This window comes from Pseudomonas oleovorans subsp. oleovorans (assembly GCF_002197815.1).
Taxonomy (GTDB): domain Bacteria; phylum Pseudomonadota; class Gammaproteobacteria; order Pseudomonadales; family Pseudomonadaceae; genus Aquipseudomonas; species Aquipseudomonas oleovorans.
Genome location: NZ_NIUB01000041.1, coordinates 15,744 through 37,155, shown reverse-complemented (window position 1 = coordinate 37,155; position 21,412 = coordinate 15,744). Strand labels below are relative to the sequence as shown.

General features: G+C 62.7%; 18 protein-coding genes and 3 pseudogenes. 14 read left to right on the top strand and 7 right to left on the bottom strand.

All coding sequences use genetic code 11. The features are described from left to right. Positions 1-251: 251 nt before the first annotated feature. Together PSOLE_RS19735 and PSOLE_RS19730 are read right to left on the bottom strand one after the other, a co-directional pair. Positions 252-1,430, bottom strand: a complete 1,179-nt coding sequence (locus PSOLE_RS19735; RefSeq protein ID WP_074860458.1) for a vWA domain-containing protein — start codon at positions 1,428-1,430, stop codon at positions 252-254. A 135-nt stretch (positions 1,431-1,565) separates the two neighbouring features. After that, positions 1,566-2,411, bottom strand: coding sequence for an AAA family ATPase (locus PSOLE_RS19730; RefSeq protein ID WP_064494556.1), 846 nt, complete (start codon positions 2,409-2,411; stop codon positions 1,566-1,568). A gap of 207 nt (positions 2,412-2,618) precedes the next feature. On the opposite strand from PSOLE_RS19730, the gene cysK reads away from it, so the two are divergent. Beyond that, positions 2,619-3,590, top strand: a complete 972-nt coding sequence (cysK, locus tag PSOLE_RS19725; protein WP_074860460.1) for a cysteine synthase A — start codon at positions 2,619-2,621, stop codon at positions 3,588-3,590. Positions 3,591-3,898: 308 nt separating this feature from the next. Here cysK and PSOLE_RS19720 read toward each other — a convergent pair whose 3' ends face one another. Both PSOLE_RS19720 and PSOLE_RS19715 read right to left on the bottom strand, forming a co-directional pair. Next, positions 3,899-4,789, bottom strand: a complete 891-nt coding sequence (locus tag PSOLE_RS19720) for a DMT family transporter (RefSeq protein WP_074860473.1) — start codon at positions 4,787-4,789, stop codon at positions 3,899-3,901. Positions 4,790-5,006: 217 nt separating this feature from the next. Continuing rightward, complete coding sequence (locus PSOLE_RS19715) at positions 5,007-6,929, bottom strand: sigma 54-interacting transcriptional regulator (RefSeq protein ID WP_074860479.1); 1,923 nt, start codon at positions 6,927-6,929, stop codon at positions 5,007-5,009. 221 nt (positions 6,930-7,150) lie between these two features. Between PSOLE_RS19715 and PSOLE_RS19710 the strand changes: the two genes are divergently transcribed. From PSOLE_RS19710 to PSOLE_RS24985, 9 genes are all read left to right on the top strand, one after another. Then, on the top strand, positions 7,151-7,633 hold the full coding sequence (locus PSOLE_RS19710) for an MSMEG_0572/Sll0783 family nitrogen starvation response protein (RefSeq protein WP_003461629.1): 483 nt from the start codon (positions 7,151-7,153) through the stop codon (positions 7,631-7,633). A 51-nt stretch (positions 7,634-7,684) separates the two neighbouring features. Continuing rightward, positions 7,685-8,665: a Nit6803 family nitrilase gene (locus PSOLE_RS19705; RefSeq protein ID WP_003461627.1), complete on the top strand. Its 981-nt coding sequence runs from the start codon at positions 7,685-7,687 to the stop codon at positions 8,663-8,665. Next, on the top strand, positions 8,652-9,752 hold the full coding sequence (locus PSOLE_RS19700; protein WP_074860480.1) for an MSMEG_0568 family radical SAM protein: 1,101 nt from the start codon (positions 8,652-8,654) through the stop codon (positions 9,750-9,752). The genes PSOLE_RS19705 and PSOLE_RS19700 overlap by 14 nt, the downstream gene beginning before the upstream one ends. Positions 9,753-9,763: 11 nt before the next feature. Next, positions 9,764-10,324 (top strand): MSMEG_0567/Sll0786 family nitrogen starvation N-acetyltransferase, encoded by a 561-nt coding sequence (locus PSOLE_RS19695; RefSeq protein ID WP_003461623.1) that lies wholly within the window; start codon positions 9,764-9,766, stop codon positions 10,322-10,324. Further along, positions 10,317-11,339, top strand: a complete 1,023-nt coding sequence (locus PSOLE_RS19690; protein ID WP_003461621.1) for a sll0787 family AIR synthase-like protein — start codon at positions 10,317-10,319, stop codon at positions 11,337-11,339. The genes PSOLE_RS19695 and PSOLE_RS19690 overlap by 8 nt, the downstream gene beginning before the upstream one ends. A 1-nt stretch (position 11,340) precedes the next feature. Next, positions 11,341-11,658 (top strand): MSMEG_0570 family nitrogen starvation response protein, encoded by a 318-nt coding sequence (locus PSOLE_RS19685; protein ID WP_003461619.1) that lies wholly within the window; start codon positions 11,341-11,343, stop codon positions 11,656-11,658. A gap of 39 nt (positions 11,659-11,697) precedes the next feature. Beyond that, complete coding sequence (locus PSOLE_RS19680) at positions 11,698-12,963, top strand: MSMEG_0569 family flavin-dependent oxidoreductase (protein WP_003461616.1); 1,266 nt, start codon at positions 11,698-11,700, stop codon at positions 12,961-12,963. Positions 12,964-13,085: 122 nt separating this feature from the next. Next, a complete protein-coding gene (gene aceK, locus PSOLE_RS19675; RefSeq protein WP_074860484.1) occupies positions 13,086-14,804 on the top strand; it encodes a bifunctional isocitrate dehydrogenase kinase/phosphatase in 1,719 nt (572 codons plus the stop codon). 87 nt (positions 14,805-14,891) lie between these two features. Continuing rightward, positions 14,892-15,026 (top strand): PA1414 family protein, encoded by a 135-nt coding sequence (locus PSOLE_RS24985; protein WP_255311570.1) that lies wholly within the window; start codon positions 14,892-14,894, stop codon positions 15,024-15,026. A 4-nt stretch (positions 15,027-15,030) separates the two neighbouring features. Here the strand turns inward: PSOLE_RS24985 and PSOLE_RS19670 are convergent, their stop codons facing one another. Together PSOLE_RS19670 and PSOLE_RS19665 are read right to left on the bottom strand one after the other, a co-directional pair. Next, positions 15,031-15,762, bottom strand: coding sequence for an MBL fold metallo-hydrolase (locus tag PSOLE_RS19670; protein ID WP_074860488.1), 732 nt, complete (start codon positions 15,760-15,762; stop codon positions 15,031-15,033). 180 nt (positions 15,763-15,942) lie between these two features. After that, entirely contained in the window at positions 15,943-16,704 is a 762-nt protein-coding gene (locus PSOLE_RS19665; RefSeq protein ID WP_244597296.1) for a cytosine permease, read from the bottom strand. A gap of 30 nt (positions 16,705-16,734) precedes the next feature. Between PSOLE_RS19665 and PSOLE_RS19660 the strand changes: the two are divergent. The 4 genes and pseudogenes from PSOLE_RS19660 to PSOLE_RS19650 form a co-directional block, all read left to right on the top strand. Continuing rightward, positions 16,735-17,547, top strand: a pseudogene (locus tag PSOLE_RS19660) (LysR family transcriptional regulator); the annotation flags it as partial. 117 nt (positions 17,548-17,664) lie between these two features. Further along, positions 17,665-18,130 (top strand): annotated as a pseudogene (locus PSOLE_RS25300) (PAS domain-containing protein); the annotation flags it as partial. A 116-nt stretch (positions 18,131-18,246) separates the two neighbouring features. Beyond that, positions 18,247-19,231, top strand: a pseudogene (locus PSOLE_RS25295) (methyl-accepting chemotaxis protein); the annotation flags it as partial. Between the two features lie 91 nt (positions 19,232-19,322). After that, positions 19,323-19,916 carry a tRNA-uridine aminocarboxypropyltransferase gene (locus tag PSOLE_RS19650; RefSeq protein WP_074860489.1) on the top strand — a complete coding sequence of 198 codons (594 nt, stop codon included), beginning with the start codon at positions 19,323-19,325 and terminating at the stop codon, positions 19,914-19,916. Between the two features lie 128 nt (positions 19,917-20,044). On the opposite strand, the gene PSOLE_RS19645 is transcribed toward PSOLE_RS19650, so the two are convergent. Then, positions 20,045-21,403 carry an HlyD family type I secretion periplasmic adaptor subunit gene (locus PSOLE_RS19645; RefSeq protein ID WP_074860490.1) on the bottom strand — a complete coding sequence of 453 codons (1,359 nt, stop codon included), beginning with the start codon at positions 21,401-21,403 and terminating at the stop codon, positions 20,045-20,047. Positions 21,404-21,412: the final 9 nt, after the last annotated feature.

The following is a 21,412-nucleotide window of genomic DNA, read 5'->3' as shown; positions in this document are numbered from 1 at the left end:
GGCCGCTAGCCCGGTTAGGCGCACAGGAGCGAAATTCATCATGGCTCAAGGCTAACGCCTTATCAGAAGTCGAATATACGGAAGCAGTCGTACCTAGGTTCAGAGGCAGATTATTTCACTGGCAAAATGGGAGGAGTCCATATACGGATGCAATCCGGGGGCTCTTTCGCAATATTCCCGGATTGCCTCCGGGATACAAAAACGCCGCGAATCCTGTGCAGGGTTCGCGGCGTTTCTCGTTGCGGCTTGGCTTATTTGGACAGGTACTTCATGCCGTCTTCCAGGCCCTGCAGGGTCAGCGGGTACATGCGCTCTTCCATCAGCTCGCGGACGATGCCGGTGGAGGCGGTGTAGTTCCAGGTGTCCTTGGGGTAGGGGTTGATCCAGATGATCTTCTTGAACTTCTCGGTGAAGCGCTTCATCCAGACGTAGCCGGCTTCCTCGTTCCAGTGCTCGACGCTGCCGCCGGCCTGGGTGATTTCGTAGGGCGCCATGGCCGCGTCGCCGACGAACACCACCTTGTAGTCGGCGCCGTACTTGTGCAGCAGGTCCATCGTCGAGGTGCGCTCGCTGGTGCGGCGCATGTTGTTCTTCCACACGCTCTCGTAGATGAAGTTGTGGAAGTAGAAGTATTCCAGGTGCTTGAACTCGGTCTTGCAGGCGCTGAACAGCTCCTCGCAGACCTTGACGTGGGCGTCCATCGAACCGCCGATATCCAGCAGCAGCAGGAGCTTGACCGTGTTGCGTCGCTCCGGGCGCATCTGGATATTGAGCAGGCCGCCGTCCTTGGCGGTGTGGTCGATGGTGCCGTCCAGATCCAGCTCTTCGGCGGCGCCCTGGCGGGCGAACTTGCGCAGACGGCGCAACGCCACCTTGATGTTGCGCGTGCCCAGCTCGACCTGATCGTCGAGGTTCTTGTACTCGCGCTGGTCCCACACCTTGGCGGCCTTGCCCTGGCGCTTGCCGGCATCGCCGACGCGAATGCCTTCCGGGTTGTAGCCGCCGGAGCCGAACGGGCTGGTGCCGCCGGTGCCGATCCACTTGTTGCCGCCGGCGTGCTTTTCCTTCTGTTCCTCGAGGCGCTTCTTGAACTCTTCGATCAGCTTGTCCAGGCCGCCGAGGCTCTGGATCTGCGCCTTTTCCTCGTCGGTGAGCAGGCGCTCGAATTCCTTGCGCAGCCATTCCTCGGGGATCATCGCCTCGATGTGCTGGTTGAGGTTTTCCAGACCCTTGAAGTAGGCGCCGAAGGCACGGTCGAACTTGTCGAAGTGACGTTCGTCCTTCACCAGGATCGCCCGCGCCAGGTAATAGAACTCGTCCATGTCGGCGAACACGACGTTGTGCTTGAGCGCGTTGATCAGGTCGAGCAGCTCGCGCACCGACACCGGCACCTTGGCCGCGCGCATTTCGTTGAACAGGTTGAGCAGCATGGCTGCACCCTCACTTGCAGAATCATTCCCCGTTTGGGGCGCTCTGTGTAGGAGCCAGCTTGCTGGCGATCAGTGACATCGGCAGTGCGTCGGATCGCCAGCAAGCTGGCTCCTACAGTTTCAGATCAGTGTCCGTTACCGAGAAGCGCGGCGGGTCATGAAGGCCAGGCGCTCGAGCAGTTGTACATCCTGCTCGTTCTTCACCAGGGCGCCTGCCAGCGGCGGGATGGCCTTGGTCGGATCGCGTTCGCGCAGCACGGCTTCACCGATGTTGTCGGCCATCAGCAGCTTGAGCCAGTCCACCAGCTCGCTGGTCGAAGGCTTCTTCTTCAGGCCTGGCACCTTGCGCACGTCGAAAAACACGTCCAGCGCCTCGGCCACCAGCTCGCCGCTGATGTTGGGGTAGTGCACATCGACGATTTTCTTCAGCGTGTCGCGATCCGGGAAGGCGATGTAGTGGAAGAAGCAGCGGCGCAGGAAGGCGTCCGGCAGTTCCTTCTCGTTGTTTGAGGTGATGATGATGATCGGGCGCTGCTTGGCCTTGATCGTCTCGTTGGTCTCGTAGACGTAGAACTCCATCTTGTCGAGTTCCTGCAACAGATCGTTGGGGAACTCGATGTCGGCCTTGTCGATCTCGTCGATCAGCAGGATCACGCGTTCGTCGGCCTCGAAGGCCTCCCACAGCTTGCCCTTCTTGATGTAGTTGCGAACGTCGTGAACCTTGTCCGAGTCGAGCTGCGAGTCACGCAGGCGGCTGACCGCATCGTATTCGTACAGGCCCTGATGCGCCTTGGTGGTGGACTTGATGTGCCAAGTGATCAGCTTGGCGCCGAAGGCCTCGGCCAGTTGTTCGGCAAGCATGGTCTTGCCGGTACCCGGCTCACCCTTGACCAGCAGTGGGCGCTGCAGGGTGATGGCGGCGTTGACCGCGAGCTTGAGGTCGTCAGTGGCGACGTAGGACTGGGTGCCTTCGAACTTCATCGGAAAATCCTCGCAACGGTAACGCGCGGGGCCGGCCCGCAGCAGAAATTCAAAGCGCGACTATAACGCGCAGCTCTGGTGGCTGTGAACGCAGACGCAGTATTCAGTCACTGAATGGCGAGTCATCCGGCTTTCGGTCTCTTGGCTGGACGCGCGCCAGGGCGCAGCTTAGGCTTGGTGTCTTTCTCTGCCCGCAAGGATTTCGTCATGAGCCGCATTTTTGCAGACAACGCCCAGGCCATCGGTAATACGCCCCTGGTGATGATCAATCGCCTGGGGCCGAAAGGCGTGACCATTCTGGCCAAGATCGAGGGCCGTAACCCGGCTTATTCGGTCAAATGCCGTATTGGCGCGAGCATGATCTGGGACGCCGAAGAGCGCGGTGTGCTCAAGCCGGGCATGACCATCGTCGAACCGACCTCGGGCAACACTGGCATCGGCCTGGCCTTCGTCGCCGCTGCGCGCGGGTACAAGCTGGTGCTGACCATGCCGGCCTCGATGAGTCTGGAGCGGCGCAAGGTGCTCAAGGCCCTTGGCGCCGAACTGGTGCTGACCGAGCCGGCCAAGGGTATGAAGGGCGCGATCGAGAAGGCCAACGAGCTGGTGGCAGCCAATCCTCACTATTACCTGCCGCAGCAGTTCGAGAACCCGGCCAACCCGGCCATTCACGAAAAGACCACCGGCCCGGAAATCTGGCGTGACACCGAAGGCGCCATCGACGTGCTGGTCTCCGGCGTCGGCACCGGCGGCACCATCACCGGCATTTCGCGTTACATCAAGCAGACCCAGGGCAAGCCGATTCTGTCGGTGGCGGTGGAGCCGGTGAGTTCGCCGGTGATCAGTCAGACCCTGGCCGGTGACGAGGTCAAGCCGGCACCGCACAAGATTCAGGGCATCGGCGCCGGTTTCGTACCGAAGAACCTCGACCTGGCGATGGTCGATCAGGTCGAGCAGGTCACTGACGACGAAGCCAAGGCCATGGCCCTGCGCCTTATGCGTGAGGAGGGCATTCTCTGCGGTATCTCTTGCGGCGCAGCGATGGTGGCGGCGGTGCGTCTGGCGGAGAAACCAGAGATGCAGGGCAAGACCATGGTGGTGATCCTGCCGGACTCCGGCGAGCGCTATCTGTCGAGCATGCTGTTCAGCGATATGTTCACCGAGCAGGAGCTGCAGCAGTAAAGCAGCTGCAGGCGGGTGGATCAATGAAGCGCGATCCACCTACGCTTGGCCTGACCGCCAGTCCGTAGCTCGGATGCAATCCGGGGAGTCACGCCGCCTGCGCCCCGGATTTCATTGGGCTACTTTCTAAATGGCTACTTTCGTAGGAGCCCCGCCCCGGGGCGAAGCTTTTCAATTTCGCGCGCCCAGATTCGCGGCGGGGCGCCACTCCTACAGTATAGGCTTTCGCCACGCCTGGCCTGACTACCAGTCCGTAGCCGGATGCAATCCGGGAGCATTCACCGCCTGTCTCCCGGATTTCATCCGGGCTACCTTTTGGTCACGCTTGGGCGCACCACCAGCCACAGCGCCAATGCGATCAACAAGCAGCCAGGCAGGTAGGCCCAGCTCAGTGGCTCACCCAGGAGCAAAGCGCCCCATAGCACGCCGAATGGCGGGATGAGGAAAGTGGTGGTGCTGGCCTTGATCGGTCCGATATCGGCCAGCAAACGGAAATACAGCACGTAGGCGAACGCGGTGCAGACCAGGCCAAGGCCGGCCAGCGACAGCCACACCTCAATGCCGCCCCAGCTCGGCGGCGGTTGCAGCGCCAGGCTGCCGCCGAACAGCGGTAGCAGGAACAGGCTGGCACCCGCGAGGCTGGCGAAGGCAGTGAGGCGATTGTCCAGGCCGCCCTGTTGGCCGATCCAGCGTCGAGTAAGGAAACCAGCGAAGCCGTAGCAGGTGGTGGCCACCAGGCAGGCACCGGCGCCCAGCAGCAGTTGCAGGTCGAAGGCCACCGGGCCGGTGCGGGTCAGCACCGCTACGCCGAGCAGGCCGAGAAACACGCCCGCCGCCTTGCTCAGGGTGATGCCCTCATGGAAGAACAGTGCGCCGATCAATACACCCATCAGAGGGGTGGTGGCGTTGAAGATCGCCGAATAACCGGCCGGCAGGATCAGCGCCGCCAGGCAATACATGGCTGAAGGCAGGCCGGCGTTGATCACGCCCAGGCCGAGGCAGATGCGCAGTTTGCCGCGAAAGTCCCAGTCACTGCGCAGCAGCAGGAGCAGCACCAGAAGCCCCAGCGCGCCGAAGCTGGCGCGAAAGAACGCGGTCGGCATGCTTCCCAACACGGGGGCGGCAACGCGCATGAACAGGAAGCTGGCGCCCCAGATGGCGGCGAGCAGCAGCAGGCGGAGCAGGTCGGCGGTACGCAAGGCGAAGTATCCGGCAGGGTGGGAACGCGAGTGTTGCTGCTGGGTGAGGCGCTGGCAATCCGCATTGTGCTCTTGCCTTCATGCCGTATGGGGGAATGCTGCCGCAAGCAATGTTAATCCAATGTGCAACAGACCCGCCGAGACCGCCGTGGCACTCGTGATGAACTTGAGGCAGAGTGCTCCGAGCTGTTCACCCACCGGGTAGGTCCGCTCACCTTTACTTACCTTGAGTTATGCCGAGTTTCTTCAGTCTGGAGGCTAGGGTGGTGGGTTTGATGCCTAGTAGCTCCGCTGCGCCTCCCGGGCCGAACAATCGGCCATTGGCAGTCGCAAGCGCCGCGTGCAGGTTATCGATTTCCAGTTGACGGATCTGTTGTTCGGTCATGACGCCTTTGGTGTCGTGAGGCCTGCTCTCTTGGTGGGGCTCGTCCTCTGTCATGCTGTCCGGTGACGGCAGATCGATGCGTAGCAGGGGGCCGTTGGAGGTAATCAGCGCGCGCTCGATGACGTTCTGCAGTTCACGGATGTTGCCTGGCCAGTTGTAGCTTTGCAGGCGTGCAATGTCGCCGTTGCTCAGTCGGCGGTCGGGTAGATTCAGACGTTTGCCGATTTGTTTGATGAAGTGGCTGGCCAGCATGGGGATGTCTTCGCGACGTGCGCGCAGTGCTGGTGACTGTAGCGGGAAGACATTGAGGCGGAAGTAGAGATCCTCACGAAAGCGCTTGGACTCCACCTCGCTACGCAGGTCGCGGTTGGTGGCTGCGATGATGCGTACATCGACGCGTCGCGTGCGTTCCTCGCCGACGCGCTCGAACTGCCCCTCCTGCAGCACGCGCAGCAGCTTGCTCTGCAGCTCCAGCGGGATTTCGCCGACCTCGTCGAGAAACAGCGTGCCGCCGTCGGCGAGCTCGAAACGCCCAATTCGGTCGCGCAGCGCACCGGTGAAAGCCCCACGTACGTGGCCGAAGAATTCGCTCTCGAACAGGTCGGCGGGGATGGCCGCGCAGTTGACCCGGATCAGCGGGTGCGCGGCACGCCGGCTGGATTGGTGGATAGCGCGGGCTATCAGCTCCTTGCCAGTTCCGGATTCGCCGTGGATCAGCACGCTGGCGTCAGTGGGGCCGACCACATCGATCTGGCGCACGATCTTCAGGATGGAGTCGCTCTGCCCGACGATCTCGCGGTAGCTGTGCTCGATACGGATTTCTTCCTGCAGGTATTCGTTCTGTTGTTCCAGGCGCTGCTTGAGCTCCCTGAGTTCCTCAAGGGCATCATGCAGGCGCTGCTGAGTGCTCATGCGTTCGGTGATATCGCGAAACACCACCACCGAGCCGACGATGCGGCCATCGGAGATCACCGGCGTGCTGGTGAATTCCACCGGGAACATGCTGCCGTCACGGCGCCAGAACACCTCCTGGCGACCTTCATGCACCAGACCGTCGTGCACGGCCTTGTAGATCGGGCAGTCCTCCACCGGATAGTGGCTGCCATCGGCGTGGCTGTGGTGGTGAATGCGGTGGATGTTCTTGCCGATCATCTCGTCCGTCTCCCAGCCGAGCATGCGCGCCGCCGCCGGGTTGACGTAGGTGGCCAGGCCCTCGCTGTCGATGCTGTAGATGCCATCGCCGACGGCGCTGAGCAGCAGGTGGTTGTCGCGTTCGGTTTCCTGGAACAGGTTGAGGATGTTGCGCCATTCCAGCAGACCGCCGCGCATGGTGCGCTCGGTTTGTGCCTGGTCGAGCAGATAGCGCTGCTCGCTGCGTTCGCGCAGCACCAGGATCAGGTAGAGCACGCCCTTGAGGCGCAGCGTGGCGGCGGAGATTTCCAGCATCACGCGTTCGCCATCCTTACGCGTGCAGCTGAGCTCGTCACTCCAGCCCTTGCCGGCTTCCAGTACCGCCTGGGTGAACACGATCAATTCGGGTAGCTGGTGGCCGAGCAGGCGGGTGACCGTCATGTTCAGCAACTCGTGCCGGGCATAACCGAACAGCTTGCTGGCGGCAATGTTCATGTCGACGAAGCGGTTGGCCACCGGATCGAACTGCACGATGGCCTCGCTGCAATGCTCGAACACCATGTGCCTGGAGGCGTAGGTCATGTCGGCCCAGCCTGCGAGATAGTCCGGCTCGCTTGTGCTCATGCTACGAAACCTCGTAATTGCTGCTACGAACTTTCGTTTTTATACGAGACTTCGTAGTCGATGCCTAGGTGCAGATCGTGCCTGGAAAACCGGATCAGATAACTAACTGTTTGATTTGAAATAATAAAAATAAATAGCTGAAAACCTGGCACAGCCTTCGCTCTAGCTCTTGCAAGCACGGTGACTTCCACCGTGAAGAAAAGCAGAAGAGGAGAGCACCCATGCCGAGCGTCGATATCGCCCATTACAAGGACGGCGACTTCCTGGTCAACTACGAAGAGAAGGTTTTCGAGGACGTCAAGGCCGAGCCAGGCGAGAAAGCCCTCATCACCTTCCACACCATCGCTTTCGAGGGTTCCATTGGCCTGGTCAACATGCTGCAGGCCAAACGCCTGCTGCGCAAAGGCTTCGAGACCAAGGTGCTGCTCTACGGGCCGGGCGTGCAGCTTGGCGTGCAGCGTGGCTTCCCCACCCTGGGCAATGAAGCCTTCCCCGGCCACCTGGCGGTCAACAACCAGATCAAGGCGTTCATCGAGGAAGGCGGTGAGGTCTATGCCTGCCGTTTCGCCCTGCAGGCCCTGTACGGGCAGACCGAGAAAGCGCTGATCGAAGGCATCCGCGCCATCAACCCGCTGGACGTGATGGATCTGCGTTTGCTGATGCGTCGCGAAGGCGCGCTGATCATCGACACCTGGACTGCCTGATCCTTCCCGCCCCTCCTGCGGGAGGGGCCACGTTCGTACAAGGAATTCGCCATGGCCATCGTCCGTGCCGCTGCCGTGCAGCTCTCGCCCGTGCTCTACAGTCGCGAGGGTACCGTCGAGAAGATCGTCCAGACCATCCTGCGCCTCGGCCGCGAGGGCGTGCAGTTTGCCGTCTTCCCGGAAACCGTGGTGCCCTACTACCCCTATTTCTCCTTCGTGCAGCCTCCGTTCATGATGGGCAAGGAGCATCTGCGCCTGCTCGAGGAGTCGGTGCAGGTGCCGTCGGCGGCGACCGCCGCGATTGCCGAGGCCTGTCGCGAAGCTCGGATGGTGGTGTCGCTGGGCATCAACGAGCGTGACGGTGGCACGATCTACAACGCTCAACTGTTGTTCGATGCCGATGGCAGCCTCATTCAGCATCGGCGCAAGATCACTCCGACCTACCATGAGCGTATGGTCTGGGGGCAGGGCGATGGCTCTGGCCTGCGTGCTGTGGCCAGCCAGGTCGGGCGTATCGGCTCGCTGGCCTGCTGGGAGCACTATAACCCGCTGGCGCGCTATGCCCTGATGGCCGATGGCGAGCAGATTCATGCGGCGATGTTTCCCGGTTCGCTGGTGGGGGAGATCTTCGCCGAGCAGATCGAGGTCAGCATCCGCCACCATGCGCTGGAGTCCGGCTGCTTCGTGGTCAACGCCACCGCCTGGCTGGAGCCGGAACAGCAGCAGCGCATCATGGTCGATACCGGCTGTGGGCTGGGGCCGATTTCCGGCGGTTGCTTCACCGCCATCGTCAGCCCCGAAGGCAAGCTGCTGGGGGAGCCGCTGCGCAGTGGCGAGGGTGAGGTGATCGCCGATCTCGACCTGACGCTGATCGACAAGCGCAAGCGCATGATGGATTCGGTCGGCCACTACAGCCGGCCGGAACTGCTCAGCCTGCTGATCGACCGCACGCCTACCGCCCACCTGCATGAGCGCGTCACGGCGCTGCCGGGGCGGCATGAAGCCGAGGAGGTCGAGCATGTCAGCCTCTGAACGCATCGCCGCGCTGGACCTGCTCAGCGAGCTGCAGTGCCATGGCGCGCGCTGGCAGGACGACGGCCACGGCCTGTCGCGCAAGGGCGGCGCCGGGCCTTCCGATCACAAGGCGCTGTCGTTGGGCGGGCATACAGCGATGGTGCCGATGCTCAATCAGGCCTCGTTGCTATCGCCCTACGAAGTGCGTCCGCAGGGTGCGGGCGAGCTGGCGCTGATCTACCGCGACGGCCAGCAGGTGGGCCAGGTGCAGGTGCCAGGCGTGCCGAACTTCTACGCACGCAGCACCGCCGACGGCATCCCTTACTGGAAGATCGCCACCCTGCACAGCGATGACGTGCTGGCCACTACGTTGCTGCAGCACTGCATCCGCATGAACGATGCTGCCAGTGCCTGCCAGTTCTGCGCCATCGGCCAGTCCCTGGAAAGTGGCAAGACCATCGCACGCAAGCGCCCGGCCCACCTCGCTGAGGTGGCCAAAGCGGCGGTGGAGCTCGATGGCGTCAAGCACATGGTGATGACCACTGGCACGCCGCAAACCTCTGACCGTGGTGCTGCCATCCTTTGCGAATCGGCCGCTGCCGTTACCGCGGCAGTGGCTCTGCCGATCCAGGCGCAGTGCGAGCCGCCGGACGAGGACGCCTGGTTTCGCCGCTTGCAAGACTGCGGCGTGGTCTCGCTGGGCATGCACTTGGAGGCGGTCACCGACGAGGTGCGCCAGCGGATCATGCCGGGCAAGGCGCAGGTGCCGCTGGCGCGTTATTTCTCGGCTTTCGCGGCGGCCGTCGAGGTCTTCGGGCGTGGCCAGGTCAGCACCTACATCCTGGCCGGGCTGGGCGATAGCGAAGAGGCCATCGTGGCCATGGCCGAGCGCCTGGCGGCAATGGGCGTCTACCCCTTCGTAGTGCCTTTCGTTCCCATCGACGGCACGCCACTGGCTCAGCACCCCAAGCCCGACAGCGCCTTCATGCAGCGCCTGTATCCGCGCATTGGTGCCAGCCTGCAGCGGCACGGGCTGCATTCCGAACAGATCAAGGCTGGCTGCGCCAAGTGTGGCGCCTGTTCGGCCTTGAAACGCCACGAGTGAGGGAAACGACCATGGCCGAGCATGCCTTCGCCTTGAATGACGACACCTTTCGCGACTTCCTCACCGGCGATCTGCTGGTCAAGCCTGCCACCGAGCGCTGGGAGCGGGAAGACTACTACCGCTTGCGCCGTGCGGTCTTCGCCGACGAGCAGGGGCTGTTCGCCCAGGATCGTGATACGCACGACTTCCAGGCCCTGCCGATCGTTGCCGTCGCCTACAACTGTGGCGTGGCCGACCGGGTGGTCGGTGCGGTACGCATCTACGAGCAGGCGCCGGGGCTGTGGTATGGCGGCCGTCTGTGCGTGGAGCGCGACTATCGCCGCCACGGCATGATCGGCAAGGCGCTGGTCAACGAGGCGGTGTCACGAGCTATCGAGCTGGGCTGTCACACCTTTCTGGCCACCGTGCAGGCGCATAACGAAGCCTGGTTCCACGGCCTGCACTGGCAGAGTTTGCGGTCGTTGCAATTGCTCGAGCGCGAGCACGTGCTGATGCAGGCGAACCTGGCGCGCTATCCCTTCATGCCACGCGAGGTGTCGTTGCTGCCCCTCAAGGAGCGGCGTCATGGCTGAGGCATTGCGCAAGACCCCAGCCACTGGCCTGAGCGAACTGCTCGCGGCACTGCACGACACCCCGGCGATGCGCGCCAAGCAGGCCATTCAGCGACCGGCCCAGGGGTTGTCCGGCTCGCTGCCGCAGGGTGATGCCCGTTATGCACTGCCCGGCGATGACACGGCGGCCATACGTTGCGGCGAGCATTACCAGTTGTTGGCCATCGAAGGCATGTTGCCGGCCTTCGTCGAATCCAGCCCCTGGTTCGCCGGCTGGTCGGCGGTGATGGCCAACGTCAGCGATATCGCCGCCATGGGCGGGCGTCCCACGGCAGTGGTCAATGCCTACTGGCACCATGACGAGGACAAGGCCGAGCAGTTGCTTCAGGGCATTCGCGAGGCCTGCCAGGCCTATGGCCTGCTACTGGCCGGCGGGCATACCCACCAGGGCGCCGATGCCCGTGCTGGCTTGGCGGTGGCCATCACCGGCATCGCTCACCGGCTGCTCTCCACCCTGCATGTCGCACCTGGTCAGGTACTGGCGATGGCCGTGGATCTGGATGGCCGCTGGCACCCCGGCGTGCCCTATTGGAAAGCCTTCGAGAAACGTTCCGGCGAGCGCCTGCGCAGCCAGCTCGATGTGCTACCGCGTCTGGCCGAGGGCGGCTTGCTTGCCGCCGCCAAGGACATCAGCAACGCCGGGCTATTGGGCACTCTGCTGATGCTGCTGGAGCCGACCGGCTGTGGCGCGAGGCTTGAACTCGATGGATTGCCGTGCCCGGACGACGGCGACCTGCTGCGCTGGCTGCAGGCGTTTCCCAGCTACGGCTTTTTGCTGACCCTGGAGGAAAGCGCCTGGGCCGACGTGCACACCACCTTCGCCCTGGAGGGGCTGACCTGTGCGCGCATTGGTCAGATCGACGACAGCGCCAGTCTGCAGGTCGGGGTGGGCGGCGAGGTCATGGAGTTCTGGAATCTTGGGCAACGCCCATTCACCGGTTTCACCCAATCCACCCCTATGAGTGAGGAATGCTGAGATGCCTGCCGTCAACTTCAAACTGCGCTGGCCCGATGGCCAGGAAATGTCCGGTTATTCACCGTCCACCATCATCTACGAGCACCTCTGCGCGGGCTCCAGCTACGCACTCGAGGATTTCATCCTGCGTGCCGAGAACGCCCTCAATGCGGCTTCCGAGCGGGTCAAGGATGTCAAAGGCTTCTACTGCAGTTCGGCCATGGACACCCTGAGCGCCCTGCGATACCACGCGCGTGGCTTCGAAGGTGGCCAGGTGCAGATTCTCGATATGCAAACGGCCCATGCCGGTCAGGTCAACAGCGGCTGGAGCTCTTTCTAGCTGTCATTTCCATCGCACCAGTTACCCGAGGAGCGTGCAATGCCCAGTCATCTCAAATCCGTACAGGTTCCCCATCATCAGGTCATCATTGTCGGTGGGGGGCAGGCCGGTCTGTCGGCCAGTTACTACCTGCAGCAGCAGGGTATCGATCATCTGCTGCTGGAAAAGCACAGCCTCACCCATAGCTGGCGTACCCAGCGCTGGGATGCCTTCTGCCTGGTCACGCCGAATTGGCAGTGTGCGCTGCCGGGCTACCCCTATGCCGGGGACGACCCGCACGGTTTCATGAAGCGTGAGGAAATTATCGATTACCTCGACGGTTTCATTCGCAGCGTCAATGCGCCGGTTCGCGAGGGGGTTGCGGTGCAGCGTGTGACGCCACGCCCGCAAGGTGGTTATGCGGTGCAGACCAGCGCTGGCGAATTTACCGCCGATCAAGTCATCGTCGCCTCTGGCGGTTATCACGTGCCGATCATTCCGCGCCTGGCCGAGCGCTTGCCGGCCAACATCCTTCAGTTGCATTCCGAGCAGTATCGCAGCCCACAGGCGCTGCCCGAGGGCAACGTGCTGGTGGTTGGCTCGGGGCAATCCGGCGCGCAGATCGCCGAGGATTTGCACCTGGCTGGGCGCAAGGTGTATCTGGCTGTTGGTGATGCCCCGCGTTGTGCGCGCTTTCACCGTGGCCGCGACGTGGTCGACTGGCTGGCGGATATGGGCTACTACGACATTGGGGTCGACCAGCATCCGCTACGCGAAGGCGTGCGCGACAACACCAACCACTATGTGACCGGTCGCGACGGCGGGCGTGATATCGACCTGCGCAAGTTTGCCCTCGAAGGCATGCAGTTGTTCGGCCTGCTGCAGCGTCTCGACGGCGAGACGCTGACCTTCACTGAGGATCTGCAAGCCAGGCTGGATGCTGCCGATGCGGTGTATAACCGAATCAACGCCAGCATTGATGCCTACATTGCCGAGAAGGGCATCGATGCGCCGCCCGGTGAGATCTACCAGCCGGTGTGGCGCCCGCATCAGGTGCCAACCGAGTTGAATCTGCGGCAGGCTGGCATCACCAGCATCATCTGGTGCATCGGTTTCAGCCCGGATTTTTCCTGGATCGATGCCGGGGTATTCAATGGCCGCGGTCATCCGGTGCATAGCCGTGGTGTCACCTCGGTTTCCGGACTGTATTTCCTCGGTTTGCCATGGCTGCACACCTGGGGGTCGGGGCGTTTTTCAGGGATTGCTCGCGATGCCGAGTATCTGGTCAAGCGTATTGCCCAGCAGCACAAGGCGATCGCTGGGTAGGCGTATGCACTCGGCCCTTGGCTACAGGTGCGGTTCGGCCCACTTTCGAGCATTCCCGAACGGCACCTGGCCTGCTTTGTCGGCTAAGCTCGGCTCATTCTGTGCACTCATGAGGCAGGTGTATGAGACAGCAATGGCCGGCTGGCGAGATCGCTCGCCTGATCCTCGAGGGGTTCGATGATTACCGCGAGCATTTTCGCCAGATCACCGATGGCGCGCGCGTGCGCTTCGAGCAGGCGCAATGGCAGGAGGCGCAGCAGGCTTCGGCGGCGCGCATCAACCTGTATGAGGAGAAGGTCGCAGAAACCCGTGAGCATCTGCTGCAAGGGTTCGATGCTTCGCTGCTGGACGTCGGCCAGTGGCCGCTGGTCAAGAGCGCCTATATCGCCCTGATCGATCTGCGTTTCGACGATGAGCTGGCGGAAACCTGGTTCAACTCGATCTTCTGCAGCCTGTTCAGCCATGACCAGATCAGCGATGGCTGCATGTTCATCCATACCACCCGGCCATCGCTACGCAACCAGCCCGGTGCCGCCCAGACGCGCAGCTATCGGCCGGCTGGCGAGCTGCACCTGGCGCTGCAGGCGATCTTCGACGATTACCGTTTCGACGCCCCCTACGAGGATCTGCCGCGTGATCTGCTGCGCCTGGAAGAGCAACTGCGCGCCAGCCTGCCGGACTGGGTGTGCAAGGACCCGGAGCTGTGCATCGAGCTGTTTTCCTCGGTGCTGTACCGCAACAAGGGCGCCTATCTGATCGGACGCATCTATAACCGCGAGGAACAGTGGCCGCTGGCGATCCCGCTGCTGCACCGCGAAGGGCAGGGCATCCAGGCCGATGCGGCGATCACCGACGAGGCGGAGGTGTCGATCATCTTCTCCTTCACCCGCAGCTATTTCATGGTGGACGTGGCCATTCCGGCCGAGTTCGTCGGCTTTCTCAAGCGCATCCTGCCGGGCAAGCACGTCGCCGAGCTGTACACCTCGATCGGTTTCTACAAGCACGGCAAGTCCGAGTTCTACCGCGCCCTGATCGGCCACCTGGCCAGCACCGATGATCGCTTCATCATGGCGCCCGGCGTGCGTGGCATGGTCATGAGCGTGTTCACCCTGCCGGGCTTCAATACCGTGTTCAAGATCATCAAGGACCGCTTCGCTCACGCCAAGACGGTGGACCGCAAGACGGTGATCGAGAAGTACCGCCTGGTGAAAAGTGTCGACCGCGTAGGGCGCATGGCCGATACCCAGGAGTTCGCCGATTTCCGTTTCCCCAAGGCCAAGTTCGAGCCCGAGTGCCTCGCCGAGTTGCTGGAGGTGGCACCGTCGACCGTGGTGGTGGAGGGTGACACCGTGCTGGTACGACACTGCTGGACCGAGCGGCGCATGACGCCGCTCAACCTCTATCTGGAAAGTGCCAACGAGGCGCAGGTGCGCGAGGCGCTGGATGACTACGGCCTGGCCATCAAGCAACTGGCGGCGGCCAATATCTTCCCTGGTGACATGCTGCTGAAGAACTTCGGTGTCACCCGCCATGGCCGCGTGGTGTTCTACGACTACGACGAGATCTGCTTTCTCACCGAAGTGAACTTCCGGCGCATCCCGCCGCCGCGTTTCCCCGAGGACGAGATGAGTTCCGAGCCCTGGTATTCGGTGGGGCCGATGGACGTGTTCCCCGAGGAGTTTCCGCCGTTCCTGTTCGCTGATATCAAGCAGCGCCGGCTGTTCAGCCAGTTGCATGGCAATCTCTATGAGGCCGATTACTGGAAACAATTGCAGGAGGCGATTCGGGCGGGCAAGGTGATCGACGTATTCCCTTATCGGCGCAAGAGCCCGGTAATTTGACGGCGCCTGGTTGAAATCCGGTTTGTCCGGCCTAATCTGATAAATGAGCCGCTGGCTCTTCCCTTTACTTGGCAGGAGGTCGTACCCATGCTCGCCAAGCTGCAAGAACAACTGCAAGCCCTGTTGCAGGCCCTTGGCCTTGTCCCGCAACCTCAGCCAATTCGTATCAGCGAAGCCGAGCAGGAGCGCCTGCGGCGCGAAGCGCTCCAGCGTAGTCGCTGAAGTCTCAAGTGAGCTGATGGGCGTCGAACCAGGCCTCTATCAGCTCGCGCATCCGCTGCCCCGAGAAACTGCCGAAATGCCCGCCGTGCACGGTGCGTACGGGCAGTTCGCGCAAGCGCGACAGACTCTGTGCGTAATCCTCCAGATTCGAATGGTAGGCGTCCTCGATCAACGGGCCGTCGTAGAGGATGTCGCCAGAAAACAGTGTTTGCGTCTTCGCTTCCCATAGGCTGATGCCCCCCGGTGAATGACCGGGCGTGTGCAGCACCTGCAATATCCGATTACCTAGATCCAGCACGTCGCCATCTTCGATCAGGCGCGTGGCCGGCGCTGCCCGTACGCGGTACTCGGCGTAACACAGCGGGCAATCCGGGTGCGCCTCGAACATGTCGTCGCCGACGAAGTCCGTAGCCAGGGTATTGGCGCCATCCGGTGCGGCGAGAATGTCAGCCTCGGCCGGATGCACCAGGCGCTCATCGAACTCGTGATGTCCGGCGATATGATCGAAGTGGCAGTGGCTGGCCACCGCCAGCAGCGGCTTTTCGGTCAGCCAGGGCAGTTGCTCGCGCAGGCTGACCAGCCCGGAGCCGGAGTCGATCAGCACGTCATGCTCGCGCCCCTGCACATGCCACATGTTGCAGCGATAGAAGGGGCGCACGTAAGGCTCGTGGATCAGGCAGATGCCATCGTGGCGGTGCTCTACCTCGAACCAACGGTCACGGCTGACGATTTTCATGGTGGTTCCTCAAGCCGGGTTCGCACCCTGCGGTGGCTTCGGTGGCGGGTTGCACCCGCCCTACGGGGCGTCGTTTCCGGTAGGGCGGGTGCAACCCGCCACGTTCGCCATCACGCTACGCCAGCTGCGCCCGCGGCACCAGCACCCAGCGCCGTAGCACGGCGTAGCTGGCAGCGGTGATCAGGAACACCGGCAGCGAAGCGCCCCAGGCCAGCGGCGAGACCCAGCCCCAGTAGTAGGCCAGCACCGCGCCAGGCCGTAGGCGAGGAAGGCGGCCGGGTTGAAGCCGCTCAGGTAACGGTAGCGGCCGCCATCTTCACTGAGCAGCTCATCCACCGCGTAGTCGCCCCTGTGGATCAGGAAGTAGTCGGCGATCAGCACGGCGAAGGCTGGGATGAACACGCTGCCGATTACCAGCAGGAAACTCTGGAAATTGTCGAGGATGCCGGGGATCTGCGAGCCGAGGATCGACAGCACGCCAATGCACAGTGCCGGCTTCCAGAACGGGGTTTTCGGGCTGATGTTCAGGTACGACAGCGACGCGCTGTAGACGCACATGACGTTGGTGGTCATCACCGAGAGGAACACCACGATGGCCGCCGGCAGGCCGAAGCCGAAACCGGCCAGCAGCACCGCCGGGTCGTAGGTCTGCTCCATGCCAGTCAATACCGAGAAGCCCGACACTGTGGCGCCCAGGCCCATGGCCAGCAGCGTTGCCGCGACATAGCCGACCCAGGTGCCGACCCCCGCCACGCCCTGACTGCGGCAGTTGCGGTTGTAGTCGGCGGCCAGTGGAATCCAGGAGAAGGCGGTGGCGATGACGATATCGAAGGCGATACCGGGGGTGATCTCGTTACGCGGCTCTGTCGGCATGGCCAGCAGGCTGGCGAATTCGAATTTCTGCCCCATCACGTAGAACACCGCGCCGGCCAGCAGGAGCATGCCGATGGCAGCCCAGCGTTCGACCCGCTCCAGGAACTGAACCTGTCCACTTCTGCGATCAGCACCTACATGAGCCAATTGGAGAGTCAGCTCGGCATCGTGCTTTGCCATCGCGGCCGTGGCGGCTTCAGTCTGACCAGCAAGGGCGAGCTGTTTCACCAGGAAACCCTGCGCCTGCTCGGCGAACTGGAAGGTTTCGAGCGCTATTCGGCGGCGCTCAAGGGCGAACTGCGTGGCACCCTCAACCTAGGTGTGCTGGACTCCACCGTCAGCGACCCGGCTCTGCCGCTGGCCGAGGTGATCGGCGCCTACAGCCAGGAGCACCCGGGTGTGCACCTGCACCTGTCGGTGATGAGCCCCTACGAGCTGCAACTGGCGGTGCTGGACAACCGCCTGGATCTGGCCATTGGTGCCTTTTCCACGCGCATGAACGGGCTGGTCTACCAGCCGCTGTACCGTGAGCAGCACTGGCTGTATTGCAGCGAGCGGCATGCCTTGTTCGAGCAGCGGCGGATTCCCGAAGAGCTGATCACCCAGCAACGCATGGTCGGTCGTGGCTACTGGAGCCAGGCCGAACTGGCTCGCCATGGCTTCAAGCACAGCGCGGCTACCGTGGAGTCGATGGAGGCGCAGCTGATTCTGGTGCTCTCCGGCGCCTACATTGGCTATCTGCCGGAGCACTACGCCCAGCCCTGGGTGGATCAGGGCAAGCTGCGGGTATTGCTGCCAGCGGTATTTGGCTACCAGGCCCCGTTCTCGCTGATCCTGCGCCGGGGACGTACCCGCGAGCCGCTGATTCAGACCTTTCGCGATTTGCTCAAGGCGCAACTGAATCAGATCTGAAACAGGGTCGCCTTTATTCTTCGAAAGGCTTAGAACCTTTAGCTGGCGTGGTTATTAGGCTGTGCTAGTACTTATTCATACGTCTGCACCCACTTCAATTCGAACAGGGAAGCCTCGATGCGCAATAACCTGCCCGTGACTCAGCGGGAAAGAACCTTCCCTGCGGAAGAACGCCTGATTTCCACCACCGACCTCAACAGCAAGATCAGCTACTGCAACGATGCCTTCGTCGAGATCAGCGGCTTCACCCGCGAGGAGCTGATCGGTCAGCCGCACAACCTGGTGCGTCACCCTGACATGCCGCCAGCGGTGTTCGGTCATATGTGGGACACCATCAAACAGGGCAAGCCCTGGATGGGCATCGTCAAGAATCGTTCGAAGAATGGCGATTTCTACTGGGTCAGTGCCTACGTCACTCCCGTGTATGAGAACGGCCGAATTTCGGGCTACGAGTCGGTGCGCTCATTGCCAACCGAGGCTCAGAAACGTCGTGCCGAAGCGCTTTATGCCCGTCTGCGTGCCGGCAAACCACCCGTGCCGAAGCTGGAATACTGGACGTACGATGTGGTGCGTTCCTGGCCGCTGATCGCCGCGTCGCTGCTGATCCTCGCGGCGCACTGGGTGGTCTCTGGTTGGCCGCTGATGGCTTTTATCGTGCTGACGCTGTTCGTGCTGGGTTCCTACCAGCTTTATCGGACCCGGCAGCTGATTCGCCGCACCCTGGCGGATCATCCGAAAGCCTTTACCAGCGGCCTGGTGGCGCTGACCTACAGCGACAACCGTGGCGCTCAGGCGTTACTGGATATGGCGATGATCAGTGAGGAGGCGCGACTTCAGACGGCGTTGACGCGGCTGGAAGATGCTGGCGAGAACGTCAAGAAACGCGCCACGCAGTCCGCCGAGTTGTCGCAATCCAGCGCGCAGATGCTCGATCAGCAGCGGGCTGAAACTGACCAATCTGCGACGGCCATCAACCAGATGGCGGCGACCATCCAGGAAGTCGCGCACAACGTGCAGAACACCTCGCATGCTGCCGAAGAAGCCGACCGCCTGGCCCGTGAGGGGCGCGATCTGGCTGTAGGCAGCCTCGATTCCATGCGCCAGATGGCCAAGGCGGTCAACGATATTGGCCAGGCGGTCAATGAACTGGCCAACTCCACGCAGTCCATCGGCAGTGTTGCCGATGTGATCACCTCGATTGCCGAGCAGCGCCAATCTGCTGGCGCTCAACGCGGCCATCGAGGCTGCGCGCGCAGGGGAGCAGGGCCGTGGTTTCGCGGTAGTGGCCGATGAAGTGCGGTCACTGGCTTCGCGTACTCGCCAGTCCACCGAGCAGATTCACCAGATCATCGCCGATCTGCGTGCAGGGGCCGAGCGCGCCGTGGTGACGGCGGGCAAGGGCGAGGAAATTTCTCGTGGCAGCGTGCAGAGCGTGGAGTCGGTACGTGATGCGCTGGAGGGCATCAGCGCTGCAGTGACGCGCATCACCAGCATGAGCCAGCAGATGGCGGCGGCTTCCGAAGAGCAGAGCCACGTGGCCGAGGACATCAGCCGGCAGATCACCCGTATCGCCCAGCTTTCCGATCACAGTGCCGGCCAGGCGCATCAGGGTGCGGCGATCAGCCGCGAGCTGGAGGAAATGGCCGATTACCTGCACAGTCTGGCGGAGCGTTTCAATCGCTGAACCGTAGCCGGATGTCATCCGAGGCATGCTTCGATGTTCCGGGTTGCAGCCGGACTACGCGTTGGCAGGGCGTTCTGGCACACTGCGCGGCATGCCTCGTCCGACCTGCTCCCGCTGCCAGCGCCCGCTTGGCCATTGCCTCTGCCCGCTGATTCCCGTCCTCGAGAGTCGTACTCGCGTGCTTATCCTGCAGCACCCGAGCGAGGTTGGTCACGCCCTCAATACCGCTCGCCTGGCTGCGCTTGGCTTGCGCAACGCGGAGCTGCGCGTCGGTGAGGTATTCGATGATCTGCCACAATTGCTCGCGCAGTCTGATTATCGCGCCTGCCTGCTGTTTCCCGGCGATGAGGCTGTGGTCCTGACAGGCTACGTGCCCAAGGAGAAACCGCTGCTATTGGTCGTGCCCGACGGCACCTGGCGTAAGGCACGCAAGCTGCTGCACCTCAATCCGTCGCTGGCAGCATTGCCGCGTGTTAGCCTGGGGGCAGTGGCGCCGTCGCGTTACCGCCTGCGCAAGGCACCCGCAGAAGGGGCGCTGTCGACCATTGAGGCGATCGTTGCCGCACTGGATGTGCTGGAGGCTCCGCAGGGTTTCGAGGCGCTGCTGCGGCCCTTCGACGCGTTGATTGAAGGGCAGATCGCGGCGATGGGCGAAGCAGTGTTTGTCCGCAACCACCAGCGTTGACGCGGTGCGCACGGCGCACCCTACGGTGTTGCGTCTGTCGCGTAGCCCAATGCAATCCGGGGAGGTTCTACGGCTCGACAATCAATCCCGGATTTCATCCGGGGCTACGCAGCGTGCACGGCAGGTGTTCAACGCTCGCGCATGGCTTCCGAGCGGGCCTTGAGCACGGGCTTGAGCAGGTAGGCCAGCACGCTCTTCTCGCCGGTGATGATGTCTACCGTGGCGACCATGCCGGGGATGATCAGCAGCGGATGTTCCTCGCCACCGAGGTGGCTTTTGTCGGTGCGCACATGGATCAGGTAGAAGCTGTTGCCTTCCTCGTCGGTGATGGTGTCGGCGCTGATCAGCTCGAGGTTGGCCTTGAGCCCGCCGTAGATGGTGTAGTCATAGGCGGTGAACTTGACCATGGCTTTCTGCCCAGGATGCAGGAAGGCCACGTCCTGCGGGCGCACCTTGGCTTCGATCAGCAGGCTGTCATCCAGCGGCACGATTTCCAGCATGTCGCTGCCCGGCTGCACCACGCCACCGATGGTGTTGACCTTGAGCTGCTTGATCACCCCACGCACCGGCGAGGTCACGGTGGTGCGGGTGACCTTGTCCTCGATGGCAACGCTGGTGGCGGTGATCTTCTGCAGCTCGGTGCGTAATTCGTTGAGCTCCTTGAAGGCCTCGGCGCGAAATGCCAGCTCGGATTCCTCCATCTTGCTCCTGATTTCGCTCATCGCCGCTTCGGCGCGCGGGATGGCCAGGTTGGTGGCCTCCAGCGAGCCGCGTACTTCCACCACGCTGCGGCGCAGACGCAACACCTCGACCTCGGAAATAGCGCCCGAGGCCACCAGGGGTTGCGACATGTTCAGCTCCTGCTGCAACAGGCCGAGGCTGGAACGGTATTGCTGGGCCTTGGAGCGAAACTCGGCGAGCTCCTGCTCCTTTTGCCGCAGTTGTTCGCCCAAGGTGCGCTGCTCGCTGCGCAGCCGTTGCTGGCGCGAGCGATACAGGGCCAACTGGTCTTCGGCCAGCTGTGGCGCGTCGCGGGTGATTTCTTCGGGCAGTTGCGGTTCGCGGCCTTCGGCCTCTGCGCTCAGTCGTTCGAGACGGGCGATGAGCGCCAGCCGATCCGCTTCGGTCTCCCCGCGATTGGAGAGAAAGCGGGTGTCATCCAGGCGCAGCAGGGTGTCCCCCTTGTCCACCACCTGGCCTTCGCGCACGAAGATCTCACTGACGATGCCGCCCTCCAGGTTCTGGATCACCTGCACCTTGCTCGACGGGATGGCCTTGCCTTCGCCGGTGGTGACCTCTTCCAGTACGGCGAAATTTGCCCAGACCAGTGCCGCCAGCAGGCAGGCGCTGACCACCCAGATCGTGGCGCGGCTGAGCCAGGGCGAGTCTTCCAGAATGGCACCTTCGACTTCCGGCATGAACTCGGTGTCCTGGCGTTTTTCGCGCAGGCTGCTGAAGTAGTTGCCGAGGTTCTGGGTCGCTTGCATCGCACGTCG

Bases quoted from the DNA above. Each gene is read 5' to 3' on its own strand.
- PSOLE_RS19735 (WP_074860458.1), bottom strand. From the start codon at position 1,430: ATGCTGCTCAACCTGTTCAACGAAATGCGCGCGGCCAAGGTGCCGGTG.
- PSOLE_RS19730 (WP_064494556.1), bottom strand. From the start codon at position 2,411: ATGAAGTTCGAAGGCACCCAGTCCTACGTCGCCACTGACGACCTCAAG.
- cysK (WP_074860460.1), top strand. From the start codon at position 2,619: ATGAGCCGCATTTTTGCAGACAACGCCCAGGCCATCGGTAATACGCCC.
- PSOLE_RS19715 (WP_074860479.1), bottom strand. From the start codon at position 6,929: ATGAGCACAAGCGAGCCGGACTATCTCGCAGGCTGGGCCGACATGACC.
- PSOLE_RS19710 (WP_003461629.1), top strand. From the start codon at position 7,151: ATGCCGAGCGTCGATATCGCCCATTACAAGGACGGCGACTTCCTGGTC.
- PSOLE_RS19705 (WP_003461627.1), top strand. From the start codon at position 7,685: ATGGCCATCGTCCGTGCCGCTGCCGTGCAGCTCTCGCCCGTGCTCTAC.
- PSOLE_RS19700 (WP_074860480.1), top strand. From the start codon at position 8,652: ATGTCAGCCTCTGAACGCATCGCCGCGCTGGACCTGCTCAGCGAGCTG.
- PSOLE_RS19695 (WP_003461623.1), top strand. From the start codon at position 9,764: ATGGCCGAGCATGCCTTCGCCTTGAATGACGACACCTTTCGCGACTTC.
- PSOLE_RS19690 (WP_003461621.1), top strand. From the start codon at position 10,317: ATGGCTGAGGCATTGCGCAAGACCCCAGCCACTGGCCTGAGCGAACTG.
- PSOLE_RS19685 (WP_003461619.1), top strand. From the start codon at position 11,341: ATGCCTGCCGTCAACTTCAAACTGCGCTGGCCCGATGGCCAGGAAATG.
- PSOLE_RS19680 (WP_003461616.1), top strand. From the start codon at position 11,698: ATGCCCAGTCATCTCAAATCCGTACAGGTTCCCCATCATCAGGTCATC.
- aceK (WP_074860484.1), top strand. From the start codon at position 13,086: ATGAGACAGCAATGGCCGGCTGGCGAGATCGCTCGCCTGATCCTCGAG.
- PSOLE_RS24985 (WP_255311570.1), top strand. From the start codon at position 14,892: ATGCTCGCCAAGCTGCAAGAACAACTGCAAGCCCTGTTGCAGGCCCTT.
- PSOLE_RS19670 (WP_074860488.1), bottom strand. From the start codon at position 15,762: ATGAAAATCGTCAGCCGTGACCGTTGGTTCGAGGTAGAGCACCGCCAC.
- PSOLE_RS19665 (WP_244597296.1), bottom strand. From the start codon at position 16,704: ATGCTCCTGCTGGCCGGCGCGGTGTTCTACGTGATGGGGCAGAAATTC.
- PSOLE_RS19650 (WP_074860489.1), top strand. From the start codon at position 19,323: ATGCCTCGTCCGACCTGCTCCCGCTGCCAGCGCCCGCTTGGCCATTGC.
- PSOLE_RS19645 (WP_074860490.1), bottom strand. From the start codon at position 21,403: ATGCAAGCGACCCAGAACCTCGGCAACTACTTCAGCAGCCTGCGCGAA.